Source organism: Streptomyces sp. NPDC044704 (assembly GCF_056433525.1).
Genome location: NZ_JBWKGY010000006.1, coordinates 417,490 through 439,647, shown reverse-complemented (window position 1 = coordinate 439,647; position 22,158 = coordinate 417,490). Strand labels below are relative to the sequence as shown.

The following is a 22,158-nucleotide window of genomic DNA, read 5'->3' as shown; positions in this document are numbered from 1 at the left end:
CCCCCCCCCCCCCCCCCCCCCCCCCCCCCCCCCCCCCCCCCCCCCCCCCCCCCCCCCCCCCCCCCCCCCCCCCCCCCCCCCCCCCCCCCCCCCCCCGCCCCACCCGCAGCCGCCCGCCGGAGCGCACCGGCTCACCCGGCCCGCCCGGCCAAGGCACCGGCCCCCACCCGCAGCCGCCGGGCACGGCACCCACCCCATCCGGCCCCCGCCCGGCCAGGGCAGCGGCTCCATCCGACCCCCGCCCGGCCAGGGCAGCGGCCTCAGCCGGCCCCCGCCCGGCCAGGGCTGCGGCGGATTACCATCGCCATCAGCGCCGCCGCCGCGCACAGCGCGCCCGACGCGTACCAGACGAGGTCGTACGAGCCGAAGACGTCCCGGGCGACGCCGCCGAGGAAGGCGACCAGGGCCGCGCCCACCTGGTGCGAGGCCAGGACCCAGCCGAAGACGATCGCGCTGTCCTCCCCGTAGTGCTCCCGGCACAGGGCGATGGTCGGCGGGACGGTGGCGACCCAGTCCAGGCCGTAGAAGACGATGAAGAACACCATCGGCGGGTGCACGCTCGGCGCCAGCAGCATCGGCAGGAACAGGAGCGAGATCCCCCGCAGCGCGTAGTAGACCGCCAGCAGCCGCCGCGCCTCGAAGCGGTCCGTGAACCAGCCGGAGGCAATGGTGCCGACGACGTCGAACACCCCGATCACCGCCAGCAGCCCGGCGGCAGCCGTCACCGGCATGCCGTGGTCGTGCGCCGCCGGCACGAAGTGGGTCTTGACCAGGCCGTTCGTCGAGGCCCCGCAGATCGCGAAGGTACCGGCCAGCAGCCAGAAGGGCCCCGTACGGGCGGCCTTGGCCAGCACCGTCACCGCCCGCCGCGCCGCGCCCGGCACCGGCGCGGGCTTCTCCGCGTACGTGCCCCCGTACGGCGCGAGCCCCACGTCCGCGGGGTGGTCGCGCAGCAGCAGCCACACGAACGGCACGACGGACAGCGCCGCGAGCGACACCGTGACCGCCGCCGGGCGCCAGCCGTGGTGTTCGACCAGCCAGGACAGCAGCGGCAGGAAGACCAGCTGACCGGAGGCGCCCGCCGCGGTGAGGACGCCGGTGACGAGGCCGCGCCGGGCGGTGAACCAGCGGTTGGTGACGGTGGCCGCGAAGGCCAGGGCCATCGAGCCGCTGCCGAGGCCGACCAGGACGCCCCAGAACAGCACCAGCTGCCACGGCGCGGTCATCCACACCGTGGCCACGGAGCCGCCGGCTATGACGGTGAGGGCCAGGGCGACGACCTTGCGGATGCCGAAGCGGTCCATCAGCGCGGCGGCGAACGGCGCGGTGAGCCCGTAGAGGGCGAGGTTGACGGAGACGGCGAAGCCGATCGTGCCGCGCGACCAGTCGAACTCTTCGTGCAGCGGTTCGATGAGGAGTCCGGGCAGGGAGGCGAACGCGGCGGCGCCGATGATCGTCACGAAGGAGACGGCCGCGGCGTACCAGGCGCGGTGGATGCGGCCGGGCCGGCGGGGAGCCCGGGGGCCGCCGTCGGCGGGGGTGGTGGAGGTGGGTGCTGTCTGCGTCACGCCGACAGCTTCCGGCCTGCGGGGCACCCGCCGACAGTGGCCTGACCGTCATGCTTCGGTACGATCGGGCCATGGAGCGGAATCCTCGGGCCCACCACCCCCACCGCGTCGTCGTCCTCGCCCTGGCCGGGCTGCTGCCGTTCGAGCTCGGCATCCCGCACCGGATCTTCGGCCGGGCCAAGGATCCGTCCGGGCGGCCGCTCTACGAGATCCTCACCTGCGGACTCGCCCCCGGACCGGTGTCCACGGACGCCGACTTCGCCGTCCACGTCGAGCACGGCCCGCAGCTGCTGGCCACGGCCGACACCGTGGTGGTGCCCGCCTCGTACGAGCTGGGGGCGGTGCACGAGCACGGGGTGCTCACCGCGGAGCTCGCGGCGGCCCTCGCGCACGTCCGGCCCGGCACCCGGCTCGTCTCGATCTGCACGGGCGGCTACGTACTGGCCGCCGCCGGGTACCTGGACGGCCGTCCGGCCACCACCCACTGGGCCTCCGCCGAGCACTTCCAGCGGCTCTTCCCCGCCGTGAAGGTGGACCCGGGCGTGCTCTACACCGACGACGGGGACGTCCTCACCTCCGCGGGGGTCGCCGCCGGGATCGACCTGTGCCTGCACATCGTGCGCCGCGACCACGGAGCGGCCGTCGCCAACGAGGTGGCCCGGCGGACCGTCGTACCGCCCCACCGGGAGGGCGGACAGGCCCAGTTCATCGAGCGCCCGGTGCCCGAGCCGCAGCTGGCCAGCACCACGGCCGCGCGCGCCTGGGTGCTGGACCGGCTGCACGAACCGCTGCGGCTGAGCGATCTGGCCCGGCAGGAGGCCGTGTCGGTACGGACCTTCACGCGCCGGTTCCGCGAGGAGTCCGGGGTCAGCCCGGGGGAGTGGATCACCGGCCAGCGGGTGGAGCGGGCCCGGCGGCTGCTGGAGCGCACGGAGCTGCCGATGGAGCAGGTGGCGCGGGAGGCGGGCTTCGGGACGGCGCAGTCGCTGCGCAAGCACGTCCAGGCGGCGCTGGGGGTGAGCCCGACGGCCTACCGGCGCACCTTCCGCGCCTCCGGCAAGGGGATGGCTCCCGCCACCCTGCCAGCTCCTGATGGGCCATCAGACCCTGCCGGGTCCGTGCCTTGACTTCTCCCGCCGCCCGCTCGTGAATGGCCCCCTGTCGGGGCGGCGGAACGCGGGGGGCGGGCAGTGCGAACAGGCGCGCGCAGCAGGAGACGGTCGGCGGCCGTCGGCATGGCCGTACTCGCCGCGGTGACCGGGGGCGCGCTGAGCGCACCGGCCGCCGCCGTGGGGGAAACGCCCCCGGGGCAGGTCGAGTTCCCCACGCACTGCCTGCCGCCGCAGCAGGCCGGACTGCCGCCCGCGGACGGGCCGACGACGGCCCGGATCACCGTCGACGACCCGGCGCCGCGCGTCGGGGACACGGTGACGGTGACCTACCAGGTGGCCGCGACCCCGGCGGTGAACCCGCTCCCCTCCGAACTGCCCGCCGACGTGCTCACCCCCACCGGACGGGTCCTGCTCGGGGGCGCGCAGAGCGGCGCGGTCACCGTCACCGGCGCCAAGCGCAACGAGCCGGTCCAGCCCGGCGGGGCCCTGCCCGCCGTCACCATGACCGGCACCTTCACCGTCACCGCGCCCGGCCCGATCGCCCTGGCCCCCGGCCCCTACACCCTGCACACCGGCCACCTGCTGGACCTGGACACCGTCTGCACCCCGGCGACGGCGGCCCCGGTCTCCGAACGGCTGACCGCGGCCCCGCTCCCCACCGCCAACCTGCGCGGCGTCACCCTCGCGTCGGCCTACGGAACACCCGGCGCCCGCGTCAAGGTCACCGGAGCGGGCTTCGCCCCGGGCGCGGCCGTGACCGTGGCGGGCCGGGCGGGGGCCGCCGAGACCGCCGACCGGGTCGCGGCCACCGCCGACGCGCACGGGGCGGTGCAGGCGGAGCTGCCCCTGACGGACCGCGCGACGACCGGCGTGGTCGCGTACGAGGGCACGGCCTGGTCGGCGCAGCGGGGCACCGCCCCGGCGGCGTACACGGTCGTCGAGCCCGCCCCGCCGCCGCCCGCGCCCGAAGCCGCGGCCCAGAAGGTGACGGCCACCGTCGAACCGGGCACCCTCGCCATGACCCAGGCGGGCGAGTCGGTGACCCTGGGCGCGGTCCCGTACGGGGACGGCGGCGCGGCGCCGGGACGGATCGGCACCGTCACCGTCAAGGACGCCCGGGGCGGGCCCGCCGGCTGGTCACTGGTCGGCAAGGTCACCGACTTCACCGGGCCGGGCGGCGTCCGCATCCCCGGGGCCTCGCTGTCCTGGACCCCGTCCTGCACCGCCGCCGAGGGCAGCCCCGGCACCTGCGCGGCGGGCAGCGCGGGCGTGGTCGGCCCGGACGGGGCCGTACTGGCCTCCACGGCCGACGCCCCGCTGACCGGCGGCACCTTCACGGTGGACGCCGCCGTCACCCTCCGGGTGCCGCCCTACACCCCGCCGGGCGCGTACACGGCGGTCCTGACGCTGACCCTGTCGTGACGGCGGTACGGGCCGTTCGGGTACGGGCCGTCCTGGCCGCGCCGGCCGTCCTGGCCGTGCTGGGCCTCGTCCTGCTCGGGTCCGCCGCCACGGCCGGACCGGCCGCCGCCGCGGACAACGGCCAGTGGTCCGTCCTCCCGGCCGCCACGACCGTCGGGCAGCGCCCCTACTTCTACCTCTCCGCCCCGCCGGGCGGTGAGCTCCGGGACACGGTCACCGTCGCCAACCGCACCGACCGGCCCCGTACCTTCCTCCTCTACGCCGCCGACGCCCACAACACCGCCCGCGACGGCGGTTTCGCCCTGCGCGGCCCCGACGAGCCGCGGCTCGGCGCCGCCGCCTGGACCCGGCTCGCGCGGGAGCGGATCACCGTACCGGCCGGCGGCACGGCGGACGTCGCCTTCACCGTCACCGTCCCCGAGCGGGCCGCACCGGGCGACCACCCCGGAGCCGTCGTCGCGGTCGAGGACCTGCCCGCCACCACCACGGCCCGGGGCATCGGCGTGCGGCAGGCCGTCGCCGCCCGGATGTACCTGCGGGTGACGGGACCCACCGCCCCCGCCCTCGCCGTCCAGGACGTCCGGGTCGCGGGCAGCGGGAGCGGCGCGGTGATCACGTACACCCTCCACAACCTCGGCAACGTCACCCTGCGCCCCCGCGCCACCCTCACCGCCGCCGGATTCCTCGGCCGGACCCTGCTCCGCCGCGAGCTCACCGGCCTGCCCGCCGAACTGCTGCCCGGCCGGCAGGTCACGCTCAGCGCCCACTGGGACGACCCGCCCGACCTGGAATGGAGCCGGCTGACGGTGGCGGCCGAGGCCGGGGGAGCCACCGCCCGGGGCGCCGCCGACCACACCGCGCACCCCCCGCTCACGACCGCACTGGCCCTCGCTTCGGTGCTCCTGGCGGTGGCCTGGTCGGCGCTGGGAGCCGCATCGGGGAGAATGGCCCGTATGAGCGATCGTTCCCCCGAGCCCACCGCCCCGCACCGCGCGGGCTTCGCCTGCTTCGTCGGCCGCCCCAACGCGGGCAAGTCGACCCTGACCAACGCGCTCGTGGGCACCAAGGTCGCGATCACCTCCAACCGGCCGCAGACCACCCGCCACACCGTGCGCGGCATCGTGCACCGCAAGGACGCGCAGCTCGTCCTGGTCGACACGCCCGGTCTCCACAAGCCGCGCACCCTGCTCGGCGAGCGCCTGAACGACGTCGTGCGGACCACCTGGGCCGAGGTCGACGTCATCGGCTTCTGCCTGCCCGCCGACCAGAAGCTCGGCCCCGGCGACAAGTTCATCGCCAAGGAGCTCGCGGGGATCAAGAAGACCCCCAAGATCGCCATCATCACCAAGACCGACCTGGTCGAGTCCAAGGCGCTCGCCGAACAGCTCCTCGCCGTGCACCAGCTCGGCGCCGAGCTCGGCTTCGAGTGGGCCGAGATCGTGCCCGTCTCGGCGGTCGGCGACAGCCAGGTCCAGCTGCTGGCCGACCTGATCGCGCCGCTGCTGCCGGAGAGCCCGCCCCTGTACCCGGAGGGCGACCTCACCGACGAGCCCGAGATGGTCATGGTCGCCGAGCTCATCCGCGAGGCCGCGCTGGAAGGCGTGCGCGACGAACTCCCGCACTCCATCGCCGTCGTGGTCGAGGAGATGATCCCGCGCGAGAACCGCCCGGCCGACCGCCCCCTGCTCGACATCCACGCCAACGTCTACATCGAGCGTCCGAGCCAGAAGGGCATCATCATCGGCCCGAAGGGCTCGCGCCTGAAGGAGGTCGGCATGAAGTCGCGCAAGCACATCGAGGCGCTGCTCGGCACGCCGGTCTTCCTCGACCTGCACGTGAAGGTCGCCAAGGACTGGCAGCGCGACCCCAAGCAGCTCCGCAAGCTCGGCTTCTGATCTCCTGACGACACGGCCTGGGGCAGCCGCCGGACCTTCACCACGTGGGCGGGGCGGCCGCCGCAGGGCCGGGCTCCGTCCGGGGCCGGACTACGCCTGCGGGGGTTCCGCGATCAGGGCCGTTCCCACCCGGCGGAACCCGGCGCGGCCGTAGATCCGGGCCACGTCCTCGTCGCCGGCCGACAGGAACACCGTCCGCGCCCCGCGCTCGCGGGCCCGCGCCACCAGGGCCGCCGTCACCGCGAGGGCCAGCCCCTGCCGCCGGGCGGCGGGCAGCGTGCCCACGGCGACGACCTCGGCGACGTCCCCGACGGGGTTGTACATGCCCGAGCAGAGCACCACCCCGTCCCGCACGGCCGCCGCCATCGCCGTACGGGACGCCGTGAGCATCTCCGCGACCCGGGCGCGGCGCTGCTCCACCTCCGGGCCGGCCAGCGCCACGGCCAGCTCCGCGGGGCCCGCCTCGCCGAGTGCCGTGCCGGGCGCCGAGAAGGCCAGGGCCGGCACGGTCACGGCCGCCGCGAGCAACGGGTCCGCGGCGTCGAGGATCCGTACGTCGGGATGCGGGGCGAGGGGTTCCGCGTCCGCGTCGAGGGCCATCAGCGGGTGTGCGTGGACGTGGAGTCCGGCCGCTTCCACGGCGGCCCGCAGGGAGGGGCTGGTTTCGGCCACCCACTCGAAGGCCTCGGGAAGCTCCAGCTCGCGCTGCCGCTCCCGTACCCGCTCCACGTCCGCCGCCGTGGCGGCGGGGCCGCCGAGGGCGGGCCGCGCGTAGTACGGCCAGCCCGTGCCCTCCTGTACGAAGAGGGTCAGCGGTCCGAAGTCCTCGGCGCGGGCCCCGCCGTGCCGGGGGACGGTGTCGTAGTACCGCTCCAGCGCGTCCAAGATCGTGTTCGTCATCCGGTCATCCAAGCAAAGGGGGACCGGCCGGTCACCCGGGTTTCAGGCGCCCTCCTTCAGCACGCGCGCGATCAGGTTCCGCTGGGCCTCCGACAGGTGCGGGTCGTGGCAGGACACCGTCCGCCCGTCGACCGTGATCCGGTACGAGAACCCGTCGCGGACCCCGCCCGGGCCCGGCCGGCCCTGCGGGTCCGGCCGCAGGGCCAGCAGGGCCAGCGCCCGCCACTCGTCCTCGTCGGACCGGCCGGAGGTGTCCACCTCGGCCCGGCGTTCGATGCCCGCGAAACCGCCCGTTCTGACCACCTCGATGCGCATGGGGAGCGTCCTACCCCGCCAGCGGGACGCCTACCGCCGTCCAGGCCTTCTGCAGGGCCCGGTGCTCGGCGCCGCCGTCCCCGTACCGGGCGACGGCCGCGGCCTCCGACAGCCGGGCGAAGTCGGCGAAGTCCGCCTTCTCCGCCAGTTCGCCGCCGGTGAGGGTGTCGTACCAGATCTGTCCGGCCCGCTCCCAGGCCCGGCCGCCCAGTTCGGTCGCCGCGATGTAGAAGGCGTGGTTCGGGATGCCGGAGTTGATGTGGACGCCCCCGTTGTCGCGGGAGGTGGTCACGTAGTCGTCCATGGTCCCGGGCTGCGGGTCCTTGCCGAGCTCGTCGTCGTCGTACGCCGTCCCCGGCGCCTTCATGGAGCGCAGCGCGACGCCGGTGACGTTGGGGCCGAGGAGTCCGGCGCCGATCAGCCAGTCGGCCTCGTCGGCGTTCTGCCCGAGCGAGTACTGCTTGATCAGGGAGCCGAAGACGTCCGACATGGACTCGTTCAGCGCGCCCGACTGGCCGTGGTAGTCGAGGTTGGCCGTGTACTGGGTGACGCCGTGGGTCAGCTCGTGCCCGATGACGTCCACCGCCACCGTGAAGTCGAGGAACAGGTCGCCGTCGCCGTCGCCGAAGACCATCTGGCGGCCGTCCCAGAAGGCGTTGTTGTAGTCCTCGCCGTAGTGCACGGTCGCGTCCAGGGCCAGCCCGGAGTCGTCGATGGAGCGCCGCCCGAAGCCCTGCAGGAACAGTTCGAACGTCGCGCCGAGCCCGGCGTAGGCCCGGTTGACGGTGGCGTCCCGGCCCGGCTCGTCGCCCTCCCCGCGGACCTTCTTCCCGGGCAGCCGGGTGCGGTGCTGGGCGTCGTAGACGGTCCGCAGCGGGGTGTCGGCGGCGGGGACGGCGGCCGCAGGGGCGATGCCGCGGACGGTGCTGATCCGGCGCCGGGTGCGCAGGAAGGCGTCCTGCTCCAGCGTGCGCTGCGCGGCATCGGCCCGGCCGCTGTCGGCGGAGCGCGCGGCCTTGTCGAGCAGGTGCGGGGGCACGACGGTGCAGAAGACGGGGTGGTGGGTGTGGCCTGGGGAAAGGGAGGCGTCCATGACCGGCAATGTGGCAGTGGGTGATGACTCTGTCACTACCCGCGAGCATGATTCATTCTCTTGTCTGAAAGCCGTCATGCCGCGTTGACGGATCGACCGGACCTCGCGCCGACCTCGCGCCCGGAAAAGGGAATACCTCACAAAGGGTGTAAATCGGACCCCTGGGTCTTGCATACTGAAACAGGTCCTCGCGTTACGGCGCGGCTCGGCTAGGCTCGGCCCATCATGCGTATCGGGCTGCTTCTCCTTAGCTGCCGCGGCGAGGGTCTGTAGTCGTAGGCCGACCCCCTCCCCGCGGAGTTTGGTGTTGCGGTTTTTACGACCGCCCGTCGGCCGTCCCAGCGAACTACACGCGGACACGCGAGGAGCCCAACGCCATGAGCCAGCAGCCTTTTGTCGGTCGCCCCACGCCCATCACCAACGCGACCCACACCCAGCAGCCCTCCGGTATGCCGATCCACAAGTACGGCTTCTACGAGCAGGTCGAGATCCCGGACCGCACCTGGCCGGACGCCCGCGTCACCAAGGCTCCCCGCTGGCTCTCCACCGACCTGCGCGACGGCAACCAGTCGCTGATCGACCCGATGACCCCCGCCCGCAAGCGCGAGATGTTCGACCTGCTGGTGCGCATGGGCTACAAGGAGATCGAGGTCGGCTTCCCCTCCTCCGGCGAGACCGACTTCGCCTTCGTGCGCTCCATCATCGAAGAGGGCGCGATCCCGGACGACGTCACCATCTCCGTACTGACCCAGGCCCGCGAGGACCTGATCGAGCGGACCGTGGAGTCCCTGGTCGGCGCCAAGCGCGCCACCGTCCACCTGTACAACGCGACCGCCCCCACCTTCCGCCGCGTGGTCTTCCGCGGTTCGAAGGAGCAGATCAAGCAGATCGCCGTCGACGGCACCCGCCTGGTCATGGAGTACGCCGAGAAGCTGCTGGGCCCGGAGACCACCTTCGGCTACCAGTACAGCCCGGAGATCTTCACCGACACCGAGCTGGACTTCGCCCTGGAGGTCTGCGAGGCCGTCTGTGACGTCTGGCAGCCCGCCGAGGGCCGCGAGATCATCCTGAACCTGCCCGCCACCGTGGAGCGCTCGACGCCCTCCACCCACGCGGACCGCTTCGAGTGGATGGCCCGCAACCTGACCCGTCGCGAGCACATCTGCATCTCCGTGCACCCGCACAACGACCGCGGCACCGCCGTCGCCGCCGCCGAGCTGGCCCTGATGGCCGGCGCCGACCGCATCGAGGGCTGCCTGTTCGGGCAGGGCGAGCGCACCGGCAACGTCGACCTGATCACGCTGGGCATGAACCTGTTCTCGCAGGGCATCGACCCGCAGATCGACTTCTCGCAGATCGACGAGATCCGTCGCACGAGCGAGTACTGCAACCAGATGGAAGTGCACCCGCGCCACCCCTACGCGGGCGATCTGGTCTACACGGCCTTCTCCGGCTCCCACCAGGACGCCATCAAGAAGGGCTTCGACGCCATGGAGGCCGACGCGGCCGCCGCGGGCAAGACCGTCGACGACATCGAGTGGGCCGTTCCGTACCTGCCCATCGACCCCAAGGACGTCGGCCGTTCCTACGAGGCCGTCATCCGGGTCAACTCGCAGTCCGGCAAGGGCGGCATCGCGTACGTCCTGAAGAACGACCACAAGCTGGACCTGCCGCGCCGCATGCAGATCGAGTTCTCCCGGATCATCCAGGCCAAGACCGACGCCGAGGGCGGCGAGGTCACGCCGAAGGCCATCTGGGACGTCTTCTCGGACGAGTACCTGCCCAACCCGCAGAACCCGTGGGGACGTATCCAGCTGCGCTCCGGCTCGACGGCCACCGACAAGGACGGCACGGACACGCTGACCGTCGAGGCGGTCGTGGACGGGGTGGAGGCCGTACTGACCGGCACCGGCAACGGTCCGATCTCGGCCTTCTTCGACGCCCTGGCCGGCATCGGCATCGATGCCCGCCTGCTGGACTACACCGAGCACACCATGAGCGAGGGCGCCTCCGCCGTGGCCGCCTCGTACATCGAGTGCGCGATCGACGGCCGCGTCCTGTGGGGCATCGGCATCGACGCCAACACCACCCGCGCCTCCCTGAAGGCGGTCATCTCCGCCGTCAACCGCGCGGGCCGCTGAACCACCCGCCGGAGCCCCGTCCCCATCCCGCCCGCGCGGGGGAGGGGCGGGGCTCCGCCGCACCCCGTCCCGGCCGGGACGGGCCGCCGGGTACGAGGGCCGCGGAGGGGGCGCAGACCGGCCAAGTACGCCCCCTCGCGCGAGGTTGTCTTGTCACACGGCTGACGCATCCTCACCGATGTGGCTAACATCACGCCAACCCGGCGATGTTGCCGGAAGGTTACGGAGGTGCGACGTGCTGCCAGTTCGGGGTGGGGACGGCCGGAAGCTGACGGCCTGGGGCATCCGCACCACCTGGAGCACCGTGGGAGACGGGGAGTTCTTCTGCCCCGGCTGCGGCGGTGACCGCAACTACCGCAGGCGCACCGGGCGCCGCCGGTTCACGGTGCTCGGCGTTCCGCTGCTGCCGCGGGGCCAGGCCGGTCCCGTCGTCGAATGCCACTCCTGCAAGGAGCGCTTCGACACCGACGTACTGGACCACCTCACCACCACCCGCTTCTCCGCCCTGCTGCGGGACGCGGTGCACACCGTGACCCTGGCGGTCCTCGCCGCGGGCGGTACGGCCTCCCGCAGCGCCCTGGGGGCCTCCGTGTCGGCCGTACGGGCCGCCGGGTTCCAGGACTGCACGGAGGAGCAGCTGGAGTCCATGGTGGAGGCGCTGGCCACGGACGAGGGCCGGCTCGGGCTGTACGACGGCCCGGAGTGCTGCGGGGCCGCCCTGTCGATAGAGCTGCACGAGGCGCTGGAGCCCCTCGCCCCGCACCTGGCCGGTCCGGGCCGCGCGTCGATCCTGCTCCAGGGCGCCCGGATCGCGCTCGCGGACGGGCCGTACATCCCCGCCGAGCGTGAGGTGCTGGCCACCGTGGGCGCGGCCCTGCGCATGGACGCGGACGAGGTGGCGCGGCTGCTGTCCGCGGTACGCGCGCCGTAGCGCCGCCCGGCCCCTCGTACACGAGGGGTGCGCGGCGCACACGGCTCCGGGCCCGGCGGGATCCCCCGCCGGGCCCGTTCGCGTGTCCGGGCGGGCACGGACGGTGGCGCGAACGTCCGAAACGGGCCCGGAGAGGGTAACGATCCGGCCTCGTGAGCGTGAACCGGCCGTCCCTGCGCCCCGTGCAAGGGGGTGGACGGCCCTCCTCCGCGCCCGGCCATCCACGCCTTGGACGGCCGGAACCGCATGTCTCGATTTGCCCGTCCTCCGGGCCCGCGGAACGCGTCCGGGCACGTCGGGGCGGGTGCGGGGTACGTCCGCTTCGCATGCGCGCAGCCGGAAGGGGTCCCCTGAGGGCGCGTCGGGCATACGCCCGTACGGCGATCGGCGCCACTGGAGAAACCTACAGATCGAACGTCCTGAGGCTTCCACAGTTTGTAGAAGTCGACGATATCTGTGAGCCCTCCCACAGGCGTTCAATTCCGGTCACACGACGAGACACCGCCGGAAACACAGCGGGGCTTCGATCTACGTGTTCTCACTGACAACCCCGGCGGACCAACGGGTTAGCGACCCACTCCGGCCAGGGACAACCAGATTCCTCTCGTTCACCTACCTCTTTGAAGGGCAAGGCAGAGATGGCACGTGTCGCCGCCCGGCTTTCCGTCAAGGGAGAGCAGAGCACGCACCCGGTCGACGAGGTGCTCCCCCTCCCCAAGCTCGCGCTGTACGGCTTCCAGCACGTACTCGCCTTCTACGCCGGCGCGGTGATCGTCCCGATCATCGTCGGCAACGCGCTGAAGCTGAGCCCTGAGCAGCTGGTCTACCTGATCAACGCGGACCTGTTCACCTGCGGCATCGCCTCGATCATCCAGGCCTGGGGCATCGGCCGGGTCGGCGCGCGCCTGCCGCTGATCCAGGGCGTGACCTTCACGGCCGTCTCCCCGATGATCGCCATCGGCCTCGGCGCCGGCGGCGGCACCGCCGCCCTGCTCGTCATCTACGGCGCGGTGATCACCGCCGGCATAGCGACCTTCGCCTTCGCCTGGCTGCCCGCCAAGGCGTTCCGCACGGTCATGAGGCTGTTCCCGCCGGTCGTCACCGGCACCGTCATCACCGTGCTCGGCATCGTCCTGATCCCCGTCGGCCTCAACGACGCGGCCGGCGGCGTCGGCAGCCCCGACTTCGGCGACCCCAAGCACTTCGCCTACGCCGGCGGCACGATGCTCTTCATCCTCGTCCTGATGAAGATCGGCAAGCCCTTCCTCTCCAGCATCTCCATCCTCCTCGGCCTGGTCGGCGGCACCGCGGTCGCCTTCCTCCTCGGCGACGCCAAGTTCGGCGACGTCGGGAACTCCGGCTGGATCGGCGTCACCACCCCCTTCCACTTCGGCGCCCCGAAGTTCGAGTGGTTCCCGATCCTCCTGATGCTCATCGTCATGCTGATCACCATGGTCGAGACGACCGGCGACACCTACGCCGTCGGCGAGATCGTCGAGAAGGACATCGACAGCGAGACCGTGGCCCGCGCCCTGCGCGCCGACGGCGCCGCGACCGCCCTCGGCGGCATCCTCAACTCCTTCCCGTACGTGGCCTTCGCCGAGAACGTCGGCCTCGTGCGGATGACGAAGGTCAAGAGCCGCTTCGTGGTCGTCGCCGCCGGTGTCTTCATGATCGTCCTGGGGCTGCTGCCCAAGGCCGCCGCCGTCGTCGCCGCCGTCCCGCACGGCGTCCTCGGCGGCGCCGCGACCGTCATGTTCGGCATGGTCGCCCTGGCCGGCATCCAGACCCTCGGCAAGGTCGACCTCAAGGAGGAGAAGAACGCCCTGATCGTCGGCGTCTCCCTCGCCTTCGCCCTGCTCCCCGCGACCGTCCCGGTCTTCTTCACCAAGCACATGGACGCGGACCTGTCCTCGCTCCTCAACAGCGGCGTCACCCTCGGCGCCACGGCCGCCATCGTCCTCAACCTGATCTTCAACGGCCTCGCCAAGGACACGGCACCGGCCGCCGTCGTCCCGGTCGACCTCCCCGTCCAGGCGGCGGCCGCCCCCGCGGGCGCGGAGAAGACCCCGGCCGCGGCGGACGAGACCCCGGCGGACGCGGACGAGTCCCCGGCGGACGCGGACAAGACCCCGGCGGGCGCCGCGCAGGCCCCCGCCGGCGCGGAGCGGGCCGACGACGCGGGAACCCCCGCGTCCTGATCCTCCCAAGGGGTGCCGACCCCCCACCCGGACCCCGGTCCGGGCGGGGGGTCCGCGCTGTCAGCGCAGCCGTCCCCGTACGGGTTCCCGTACGGGTCCCGGTACGGGTCCCCGTACAGGGACAATGGGCGCATGAGTCTGTTCCGCGACGACGGCATCGTGCTGCGCACCCAGAAGCTGGGTGAGGCGGACCGCATCATCACGCTGCTCACCCGCGGCCACGGCCGCGTCCGCGCCGTCGCCCGCGGGGTCCGGCGCACGAAGTCCAAGTTCGGCGCCGGGCTGGAACCTTTCTCCCACGCCGACGTGCAGTTCTTCGCGCGCGGCAACGAGTTGATCGGCCGCAGCCTGCCGCTCTGCACACAGACCCAGATCATCGCCCCGTACGGCAACGGCATCGTCACCGACTACGCCCGCTACACCGCCGGCACCGCGATGCTGGAGACCGCCGAGCGGTTCACCGACCACGAGGGCGAGCCCGCCGTGCAGCAGTACCTCCTGCTCGTCGGCGCCCTGCGGACCCTCTCGCGCGCCGAGCACGCGCCGAACCTCATCCTCGACGCCTTCCTCCTGCGCTCCCTCGCCGTCAACGGCTACGCGCCCAGCTTCGACGACTGCGCGAAATGCGGCATCCACGGCCCCAACCGGCACTTCTCCGTCGCCGCGGGCGGGGTGATATGCGGGGACTGCCGCGTCCCCGGCTCCGTCGTACCCTCGTCGGAGGCCATCGCTCTGCTCAGCGCCCTGCTGACGGGCGACTGGGGTCACGCGGACGCCTGCGAGGCGCGTCACGTGCGGGAGGGCAGCGGGCTGGTCTCGGCCTATTTGCACTGGCATCTGGAGCGCGGGCTACGCTCCCTGCGATACGTCGAGAAATAGGAGCTGGGCACATGGCACGACGCGGGATTCTGGGACGCTCTCGCCGCGAGTACAAGGTTCCCGAGCCGCACCCGTCCGGTGCGCGCCCCCCGAAGATCCCCGGCGAGCTGGTCCCGAACCACGTCGCCGTCGTCATGGACGGCAACGGCCGCTGGGCCAAGGAACGCGGCCTCCCGCGCACCGAGGGCCACAAGGTCGGCGAGGGCGTCGTCCTGGACGTCCTCAAGGGCTGCCTGGAGATGGGCGTCAAGAACCTCTCCCTCTACGCCTTCTCGACGGAGAACTGGAAGCGCTCGCCCGACGAGGTCCGCTTCCTGATGAACTTCAACCGGGACGTCATCCGCCGCCGCCGCGACGAGATGAACGAGCTGGGCATCCGGATCCGCTGGGTCGGCCGCATGCCGAAGATGTGGAAGTCGGTCGTCCAGGAGCTCCAGGTCGCCCAGGAGCAGACCGTCGACAACGACGCGATGACCCTGTACTTCTGCGTGAACTACGGCGGCCGCGCCGAGATCGCGGACGCCGCGCAGGCCATCGCCCGGGACGTCGCCTCGGGCCGGCTCGACCCGTCGAAGGTCAACGAGAAGACCTTCGCGAAGTACATGTACTACCCGGACATGCCGGACGTGGACCTCTTCCTGCGCCCCAGCGGCGAGCAGCGGACCTCGAACTACCTGCTGTGGCAGAGCGCGTACGCCGAGATGGTCTTCCAGGACGTGCTGTGGCCGGACTTCGACCGCCGCAACCTCTGGGCGGCGTGCCTGGAGTACGCCCAGCGCGACCGCCGCTTCGGCGGCGCGGTCCCGAACCAGTCCGAGGCCCCCCAGGCCTGATCACGCCGGTACGCTCTGCCGTCATGGACACGGCAGAGCAGGTGGAGCTGAGCTACCGCTCGGCACGCGCCGACGTTCGGGAGGCGCTGCGGTGGCGCGCCCTCGCGGCCCCCGGGGGCCGTCGCGAGCTGCTGCTCTGGCTGGTGCTGGTGCCGCTCGTGGCACCCGTGATCATCGTGCTCCGGGCCGGCCGGGCCACGGACCCGGCCGGTCTGGCCGTCGCGGCCGGGGCGGGGGTCCTGTGCGGCGCCCTCGGCCTGCTGCTCGACCGGTGGCGGGCGGCGCGCCGGCTGTACGCCCGGGCCTCAGAACACCGCGCGTACCGGTGCGTCGTCACGGAGCTGGGAATGAGCAGCCACCGGCCCGACGGAACGGTGGTGGCCCACCGCTGGGCCCAGTACACGGGCTGGGCCGAGACCCGGAACCTGTTCGTCTTCGTCTACTACAACGGGCACCTGCGCTGGCTCCCGAAGAGGGCCGCCGCGGCCCCCGGCGACATCGACCGGATCCGGGCGGTTCTTGACCGGAACCTGGCCAGGATCTAGTGCCGTGCCGGGCGTCGCGACCCGGTGGACCTTTCCGGTCACGGCCCTAGGAGGCGTCGGCGGCGCAGTCGGCGCAGGTGCCGAAGATCTCCACCGTGTGGGCGACGTTCACGTAGCCGTGTTCGGCCGCGATGGACTCGGCCCACTTCTCCACGGCCGGGCCCTCCACCTCGACGGCCTTGCCGCACTTGCGGCAGACCAGGTGGTGGTGGTGGTCCCCGGTGGAGCAGCGCCGGTAGACGGACTCGCCGTCACTGGTGCGCAGCACGTCGACCTCGCCGGCGTCCGCGAGGGACTGGAGCGTGCGGTACACGGTGGTCAGGCCCACGGAGTCGCCGCGGTGCTTGAGCATGTCGTGCAGCTCCTGGGCGCTGCGGAACTCGTCCACCTCGTCCAGCGCCGCCGCCACGGCGGCCCGCTGCCGGGTGGACCGTCCTCGTACCGGCGCGGTGTTCGTCTCGCCAGGCGCAGTCGCCACCGGTTCCTCCTCGTTTCGGCCTCGGCCCATTGTGCCAGGCGGCCGGCCTTACTGGACCTTGACGTCGTCGCGGGTGCAGACCTCCTCGGCCGCGCGGGCCGCCTTCGCCCGCCGCCGGGCCAGCGGAGTGGACAGGGCCGTCATGACCATGAAGACGGCGATCGCGAGCAGCACGATGGTGCCGCCGGACGGGGCGTCGAGGTAGTACGTGGTGGCCGTGCCGGTCAGCGAGACCAGCACGCCGATCACCATGGCCACCGACAGCGTCGCGGTGAACCCGCGGGTGACGCGCTGGGCGGCGGCCACGGGGATCACCATCATGGCGCTGACCAGCAGCAGGCCCACGATGCGCATCGCGACGGTCACGGTCACGGCGGCGGTGACGGCGATCAGCAGGTTCAGCGCGCGCACCGGCAGGCCGGTGACCCGGGCGAACTCCTCGTCCTGGCAGACGGCGAACAGCTGGCGGCGCAGCCCGATGGTGACGACGGCGACGAACGCGGCGAGGACGACCACCGCGGTGATGTCCTCGCCGGAGACGGTGGTGATGGAGCCGAAGAGGTAGCCGGTCAGGTTCGTGGTGGAACCGCCCGGAGCCAGGTTGATGATCATGACGCCGCCGGCCAGGCCGCCGTAGAAGAGCATGGCGAGCGCGATGTCGCCGCTGGTCTTGCCGCGGGAGCGGATCAGTTCCATGCCGACCGCGCCGACGACCGCGACGAGCGTGGCCGTCCACACGGGGCTGGTGTTCAGGAGGAAGCCGAGCGCGACGCCGGTCATGGCGACGTGGCCGATGCCGTCGCCCATGACGGCCTGCCGGCGCTGGACCAGGTACGTGCCGATCGCGGGGGCCGTCAGGCCGACGAGGGTGGCCGCGAGCAGGGCACGCTGCATGAAGGCGTAGTCGAGGATTTCCATCAGCTCAGCAGTCCCGTCCGCAGGGGCTCGGCGCCCGGCGCCGCGTGGGGGTGTACGTGGTCGTGGCCCGGCAGCGCGTGCTGGCCCACGGCCTCCGGGGGCGGGCCGTCGTGGACGACGCAGCCGTCGCGCAGGACGACGGCCCGGTCGATCAGGGGCTCCAGCGGGCCCAGCTCGTGCAGGACCAGCAGGACGGTGGAACCGGCGGCGACCTGCTCGCGCAGGGCGTTCGCGAGGACCTCCTGGTTGGCGAGGTCCACGCCCGCCATGGGCTCGTCCATGATCAGCAGCTCGGGCTCGACGGCGAGGGCCCGGGCGATGAGCACGCGCTGGTGCTGGCCGCCGGAGAGAGCGTTCACCGACGCGTCGGCGTACGCCTCCATGTCGACGAGGGCCAGGGCGCGGGCCACGGCCTCCTTGTCGGCCCTGCGCAGGATCCCGAAGCGGGAGCGGGCCAGGCGGCCCGAGGAGACGACTTCGCGGACGGTGGCCGGGACGCCGCTGGCGGCGGTGGTGCGCTGCGGTACGTAGCCGATCCGCGACCACTGCCGGAAGCGCTTGAACTCGGTGCCGAAGAGGGCGAGCGCGCCGTCGGTCAGCGGGACCTGTCCGACGACGGCGCGCACGGCCGTGGACTTGCCGGATCCGTTGGCGCCGAGGAGGGCGACGACCTCGCCGCGGCGGACGGTGAGGTCGACCCCGCGCAGCACGGGGCGCGAGCCGAGCGAGGCCGTCGCTCCGCGCAGGGATATGACGGGCTGGTCGTCCTCTGCCGTGCGGGGTGTGGACTGCATGGCTCGCACCTCCGTGACTGCTGGTGTCATTACTTGGCTCCGAGTGCCTTCTGGAGGTTCTTCAGGTTGGACCGCATGACCTCGAAGTAGTCACTGCCCTGGGACTTGTCGGTGATGCCCTCGAGCGGGTCGAGGACGTCCGTGGTCAGACCCGTGTCCTTGGCGAGGCTCTTGGCGGTCTTGTCGCTGGCCAGCGTCTCGAAGAACACCGTGGTGACGTTGTCCTTCTTCGCCACGGACTGGAGTTCCTTCATCCGGGCCGGGCTGGGCTCGGCCTCGGGGTCGACGCCGGAGATGCCCTCCTGGTCGAGGCCGTAGCGCTCGGCGAGGTAGCCGAAGGCGGAGTGGGTGGTGATGAAGGTCTTGGAGGCCTTGTTCTTCAGGCCGTCCTCGAACTCGGTGTCCAGGGCGTTCAGTTGGGCGACGAGCTCGGAGGTGTTCTTCCGGTAGTCGGCCGCGTGGCCGGGGTCGGCCTTCTCCATGGCGGCGCCGAAGCCCGTGGCGATCTCCGCGTACTTGGTCGGGTCGAGCCAGACGTGCGGGTCCTCGCCGGCCTCGCCGTGCTCGTGGCCGTCGCCCTCGGCGTGGCCGCCGGCGTGCTCGTCGCCGTCGGTGTGCTCGTGGCCCGCCTCGCCGTGGCCCGGGCCGCCGTGCGCCTCCAGCTTGGTGAGGGTGGTGGCGTCGACGACGTTCTCCAGGCCGGAGTGGGCGACGGCCTGGGCGACGGCCTTGTCCACGGCGGGCTGGAGGGTCCGGAGGTAGAGGACCACGTCGGCCTCGGCCAGCTGCCCGGTCTGCTTCGGGGTGATCTCCAGGTCGTGCGGTTCGACGCCCGGCTTGGTCAGGGTGTCGACCTTCACGTGGTCCCGGCCGATCCGCTCGGCGATGAACTGCATCGGATAGAACGACGCCACCACGTGGACCTTGCCGTCCTTGCCGGCCGCCGCGTCGGCGGCTCCGGAGCAGGCGGTCAGGGCCGTGGCCGCGAGGGCGACGGCACCGGCGAGGGCGGCCGTGGGTATGAGGCGTCGTACGTTCATGACATCCATTTTCATCAAAGATGGAAACGATTGTCAAAAACCCAGGTCGGAGGGCTGGGCGGTATGCGTAGAAGGGGATCCCGATTTGAATACGGGGGTGCGGGCGCCGGTAACCTGAAGCCTTCGCCGTTCGTCCTCGTAATGAAGAGAGCACCGTGGCCGCCGACAAGATCGAAACCATCGTCAGCCTGAGCAAGCGCCGTGGCTTCGTTTTCCCGTGCAGTGAGATCTACGGCGGCTCCAGGGCTGCCTGGGACTACGGCCCGCTCGGTGTCGAGCTCAAGGAGAACATCAAGCGTCAGTGGTGGAAGGCCATGGTCACCGGGCGTGAGGACATCGTCGGTATCGACTCCTCCGTCATCCTGGCCCCCGAGGTCTGGGTGGCCTCCGGCCACGTCGCGACCTTCTCGGACCCGCTGACCGAGTGCACCGCCTGTCACAAGCGTCACCGCGCGGACCACCTGGAAGAGGCGTACGAGGCCAAGCACGGCCGCGTGCCCGCCAACGGTCTTGCCGACATCAACTGCCCCCACTGCGGTGTGAAGGGCCAGTTCACCGAGCCCAAGCAGTTCTCCGGCATGCTGGAGACCCACCTCGGCCCGACCCAGGACACCGGTTCCAAGGCGTTCCTGCGGCCCGAGACCGCCCAGGGCATCTTCACCAACTTCGCCCAGGTGCAGACCACTTCGCGCAAGAAGCCCCCCTTCGGCATCGCGCAGATGGGCAAGTCCTTCCGCAACGAGATCACGCCGGGCAACTTCATCTTCCGCACCCGCGAGTTCGAGCAGATGGAGATGGAGTTCTTCGTCAAGCCGGGCGAGGACGAGCAGTGGCAGGAGTACTGGATGGCCGAGCGGTGGAACTGGTACCGCGACCTCGGCATCCGCGAGGAGAACATCCGCTGGTACGAGCACCCGAAGGAGAAGCTGTCCCACTACTCGAAGCGCACCGCCGACATCGAGTACCGCTTCAACTTCGGCGGCAACGAGTTCTCCGAGCTCGAGGGCGTGGCCAACCGCACCGACTTCGACCTCAAGGCCCACTCCGCCGCCTCCGGCCAGGACCTCTCCTACTTCGACCAGGAGGCCGGTGAGCGCTACACCCCGTACGTCATCGAGCCCGCGGCCGGCGTGAACCGCGCCATGCTCGCCTTCATGCTCGACGCGTTCAACGAGGACGAGGCCCCGAACGCCAAGGGCGTCATGGAGAAGCGCACCGTGATGCGCTTCGACCCGCGCCTGGCTCCGATCAAGGTCGCCGTCCTGCCGCTGTCCCGCAACGCGCAGCTCTCGCCGAAGGCCAAGGGCCTCGCCGCCGACCTGCGCAAGAACTGGAACATCGAGTTCGACGACGCGGGCGCCATCGGCCGCCGCTACCGCCGCCAGGACGAGATCGGTACGCCGTTCTGCATCACCGTCGACTTCGACACCCTGGACGACAACGCGGTGACCGTGCGCGAGCGCGACACCATGAAGCAGGAGCGCGTCTCCCTGGACCAGATCCAGAGCTACCTCGGCAGCCGTCTGCTCGGCTGCTGACCCCGCTCCGGGTCCTGCCCGGAACGGCTTGAAACGACCGGTGGCCCGGTGCGCGATCCGCGCACCGGGCCACCGTCGTGTACCGCCCCTACGCGGCGTTGGCCGCGTCCTTCTCCTCGGCGGCCGCCGCCTCGGCCGCACGCCGCTCGCCCTCGGCCTGGGAGCGCTTGCCGTACCAGGCCGTCCAGAAGCCGAGGCCGGCCAATACCCCGTAGACCATGACGGGGCTGACGGCCACCATGGTCTTGGTGTCCACGAGGTACGCCAGGACGACGCGGATCAGCGACTCGACGACGTAGGCCACGCCCCAGACCAGGGTCATGCGGCGCATGGTGGTCCGGAAGCCCTCGTACTCCCACAGGCCGTTCCACCAGGCGGTGCTCTCGGGCGTGCCGTCGGTGGCGAACTTCCGGCCGAAGTAGAACATCAGCGGGCGCGAGGCGGCCAGGGTCGCCAGGCAGAGCAGCCCGAACAGCCCCGTCACGGCCGAGTCCTTGATCAGCAGGGTCCGGGCCGAGTGGCCGCCGACGAGGGAGGTCACCGCGGTGATGACGATGAACACCAGGGTGACCACGGCGAATTCGTCGAGCTTGCGACGCCAGGCGATGTGGATCGCGCTGTCGAGCACGGGCCACGCGCTGCTGAGCAGCAGGGCCGAGAACTGGCTCCAGCCCCGGTCCCCGGTCAGGATGTTGTACGTGAGGATCGGCGCGACCACGTTGAGCAGGATGGTCAGGATCCAGCCGAGGGCGGTGGCGGCACCGGACCGGGCGGGCGCTGCGGGTCGTGCTACTTGGGCGGGCATGGTTCCCCTCGTTGTGCCGTGACGTGCGGTACAGGGGACCGTAGGCAGGGGTCATGGCATGGACAAGGCAAGCGTGCCCAAAATGATCGTCAAGCTGTCCGGACCATCGAATTCCGGACAACTTGCCCGGAGGGCGGCCCTCAGGCGCGCAGGCCCCGGATGACGAGCGCGGTGACCGCCTCGAACTCCGTGAGGATCGTCGGGGAGAGCCAGTCCGCCGCGTACTGCGGGTCGTGGAAACGGCCGGTGGCGTGGAAGACCGCGCGGGCGGCGGCCGGTACGTCCGGCGCGGCCAGGGTGCCGGCCTCGACGCCCTCGGCGATGATCCCGGCCAGCTGGTCGATCAGCTCGGTGAGGTGGGCGTCGACCGTGCCGCTGTTCTCGGCGAGCAGCACCGTGTAGGTCGCGAACAGTTCGGGGTCGTCACCGGCCTTGTGCCGCTTGGCCTCGAAGAGCGCCTCCAGCCACGCCTCCAGCTTCGAGGGGGCGGGCTCGGCAGGAGCCGAGGCGATCTTCTCCAGCATCACGACGCTCTTGGACAGCCACCGGTCCGTCACCGCCTCGCGCAGCGCCGCCTTCGAGGGGAAGTGCCGGTACACGCTGCCGTGGCTGACTCCCAGGGCGCGCGCCACGTCGACCACGGTCGCCTTGGTGGGGCCGAAGCGGCGCAGCACCTCCTCGGTGGTTTCGAGGATGCGCTCGGGGGTCAGGGGCTCGGCGGCAGCGGGGGGCATGGGTACGACCGTACAG

General features: G+C 72.1%; 20 protein-coding genes. 10 read left to right on the top strand and 10 right to left on the bottom strand.

Annotated features, from left to right (window positions below; all coding sequences use genetic code 11):
* Positions 1-260 precede the first annotated feature (260 nt).
* Entirely contained in the window at positions 261-1,568 is a 1,308-nt protein-coding gene (locus AC07B0_RS18780) for an MFS transporter (protein ID WP_478864531.1), read from the bottom strand.
* Positions 1,569-1,639: 71 nt separating this feature from the next.
* On the opposite strand from AC07B0_RS18780, the gene AC07B0_RS18775 reads away from it, so the two are divergent.
* The 3 genes from AC07B0_RS18775 to era all read left to right on the top strand — a co-directional run bounded on the left by AC07B0_RS18775 (position 1,640) and on the right by era (position 5,997).
* The gene (locus tag AC07B0_RS18775; RefSeq protein ID WP_356874047.1) at positions 1,640-2,695 is read left to right on the top strand and encodes a GlxA family transcriptional regulator; all 1,056 of its coding nucleotides are present in this window, start codon (positions 1,640-1,642) and stop codon (positions 2,693-2,695) included.
* Between the two features lie 108 nt (positions 2,696-2,803).
* A complete protein-coding gene (locus tag AC07B0_RS18770) occupies positions 2,804-4,102 on the top strand; it encodes a WxL domain-containing protein (RefSeq protein WP_478898605.1) in 1,299 nt (432 codons plus the stop codon).
* A 944-nt stretch (positions 4,103-5,046) separates the two neighbouring features.
* Entirely contained in the window at positions 5,047-5,997 is a 951-nt protein-coding gene (era, locus tag AC07B0_RS18765; RefSeq protein ID WP_356874165.1) for a GTPase Era, read from the top strand.
* A gap of 90 nt (positions 5,998-6,087) precedes the next feature.
* Here the strand turns inward: era and AC07B0_RS18760 are convergent, their stop codons facing one another.
* Genes AC07B0_RS18760 through AC07B0_RS18750 form a run of 3 tightly spaced genes read right to left on the bottom strand, consistent with a single transcriptional unit; the run spans position 6,088 to position 8,305 of the window.
* Positions 6,088-6,897: a GNAT family N-acetyltransferase gene (locus tag AC07B0_RS18760; RefSeq protein ID WP_469380809.1), complete on the bottom strand. Its 810-nt coding sequence runs from the start codon at positions 6,895-6,897 to the stop codon at positions 6,088-6,090.
* Positions 6,898-6,939: 42 nt separating this feature from the next.
* Entirely contained in the window at positions 6,940-7,212 is a 273-nt protein-coding gene (locus tag AC07B0_RS18755) for a protealysin inhibitor emfourin (protein WP_467298238.1), read from the bottom strand.
* Positions 7,213-7,222: 10 nt separating this feature from the next.
* Positions 7,223-8,305: a M4 family metallopeptidase gene (locus AC07B0_RS18750; protein WP_356874053.1), complete on the bottom strand. Its 1,083-nt coding sequence runs from the start codon at positions 8,303-8,305 to the stop codon at positions 7,223-7,225.
* 377 nt (positions 8,306-8,682) lie between these two features.
* Between AC07B0_RS18750 and leuA the strand changes: the two genes are divergently transcribed.
* The 6 genes from leuA to AC07B0_RS18720 all read left to right on the top strand — a co-directional run bounded on the left by leuA (position 8,683) and on the right by AC07B0_RS18720 (position 15,835).
* Positions 8,683-10,446 (top strand): 2-isopropylmalate synthase, encoded by a 1,764-nt coding sequence (leuA, locus tag AC07B0_RS18745; RefSeq protein WP_356874055.1) that lies wholly within the window; start codon positions 8,683-8,685, stop codon positions 10,444-10,446.
* 235 nt (positions 10,447-10,681) lie between these two features.
* Entirely contained in the window at positions 10,682-11,377 is a 696-nt protein-coding gene (locus AC07B0_RS18740; protein WP_478898604.1) for a tellurite resistance TerB family protein, read from the top strand.
* Positions 11,378-12,015: 638 nt separating this feature from the next.
* Positions 12,016-13,578: a nucleobase:cation symporter-2 family protein gene (locus AC07B0_RS18735; RefSeq protein ID WP_478898603.1), complete on the top strand. Its 1,563-nt coding sequence runs from the start codon at positions 12,016-12,018 to the stop codon at positions 13,576-13,578.
* A 132-nt stretch (positions 13,579-13,710) separates the two neighbouring features.
* Positions 13,711-14,457: a DNA repair protein RecO gene (recO, locus tag AC07B0_RS18730; RefSeq protein WP_356874061.1), complete on the top strand. Its 747-nt coding sequence runs from the start codon at positions 13,711-13,713 to the stop codon at positions 14,455-14,457.
* Between the two features lie 11 nt (positions 14,458-14,468).
* A complete protein-coding gene (locus AC07B0_RS18725; RefSeq protein ID WP_356874063.1) occupies positions 14,469-15,290 on the top strand; it encodes an isoprenyl transferase in 822 nt (273 codons plus the stop codon).
* A gap of 23 nt (positions 15,291-15,313) precedes the next feature.
* Positions 15,314-15,835 (top strand): YcxB family protein, encoded by a 522-nt coding sequence (locus AC07B0_RS18720; protein WP_478898602.1) that lies wholly within the window; start codon positions 15,314-15,316, stop codon positions 15,833-15,835.
* A 46-nt stretch (positions 15,836-15,881) separates the two neighbouring features.
* Here AC07B0_RS18720 and AC07B0_RS18715 read toward each other — a convergent pair whose 3' ends face one another.
* From AC07B0_RS18715 to AC07B0_RS18700, 4 genes are read right to left on the bottom strand one after another with little or no spacing between them, the layout of a single operon-like run.
* The gene (locus tag AC07B0_RS18715) at positions 15,882-16,313 is read right to left on the bottom strand and encodes a Fur family transcriptional regulator (protein WP_469380819.1); all 432 of its coding nucleotides are present in this window, start codon (positions 16,311-16,313) and stop codon (positions 15,882-15,884) included.
* A 48-nt stretch (positions 16,314-16,361) separates the two neighbouring features.
* Positions 16,362-17,231 carry a metal ABC transporter permease gene (locus AC07B0_RS18710; RefSeq protein WP_478864534.1) on the bottom strand — a complete coding sequence of 290 codons (870 nt, stop codon included), beginning with the start codon at positions 17,229-17,231 and terminating at the stop codon, positions 16,362-16,364.
* Complete coding sequence (locus tag AC07B0_RS18705) at positions 17,231-18,025, bottom strand: metal ABC transporter ATP-binding protein (protein WP_356874071.1); 795 nt, start codon at positions 18,023-18,025, stop codon at positions 17,231-17,233. Before AC07B0_RS18705 ends, AC07B0_RS18710 begins: the two co-directional genes overlap by 1 nt.
* 29 nt (positions 18,026-18,054) lie before the next feature.
* Complete coding sequence (locus AC07B0_RS18700) at positions 18,055-19,065, bottom strand: metal ABC transporter substrate-binding protein (RefSeq protein WP_469380823.1); 1,011 nt, start codon at positions 19,063-19,065, stop codon at positions 18,055-18,057.
* Positions 19,066-19,220: 155 nt separating this feature from the next.
* On the opposite strand from AC07B0_RS18700, the gene AC07B0_RS18695 reads away from it, so the two are divergent.
* A complete protein-coding gene (locus tag AC07B0_RS18695; RefSeq protein ID WP_356874076.1) occupies positions 19,221-20,603 on the top strand; it encodes a glycine--tRNA ligase in 1,383 nt (460 codons plus the stop codon).
* An 88-nt stretch (positions 20,604-20,691) separates the two neighbouring features.
* Here AC07B0_RS18695 and AC07B0_RS18690 read toward each other — a convergent pair whose 3' ends face one another.
* Entirely contained in the window at positions 20,692-21,408 is a 717-nt protein-coding gene (locus AC07B0_RS18690) for a VC0807 family protein (RefSeq protein WP_469380825.1), read from the bottom strand.
* A gap of 140 nt (positions 21,409-21,548) precedes the next feature.
* On the bottom strand, positions 21,549-22,142 hold the full coding sequence (locus tag AC07B0_RS18685; RefSeq protein WP_356874080.1) for a TetR/AcrR family transcriptional regulator: 594 nt from the start codon (positions 22,140-22,142) through the stop codon (positions 21,549-21,551).
* Between the last annotated feature and the right edge of the window lie 16 nt (positions 22,143-22,158).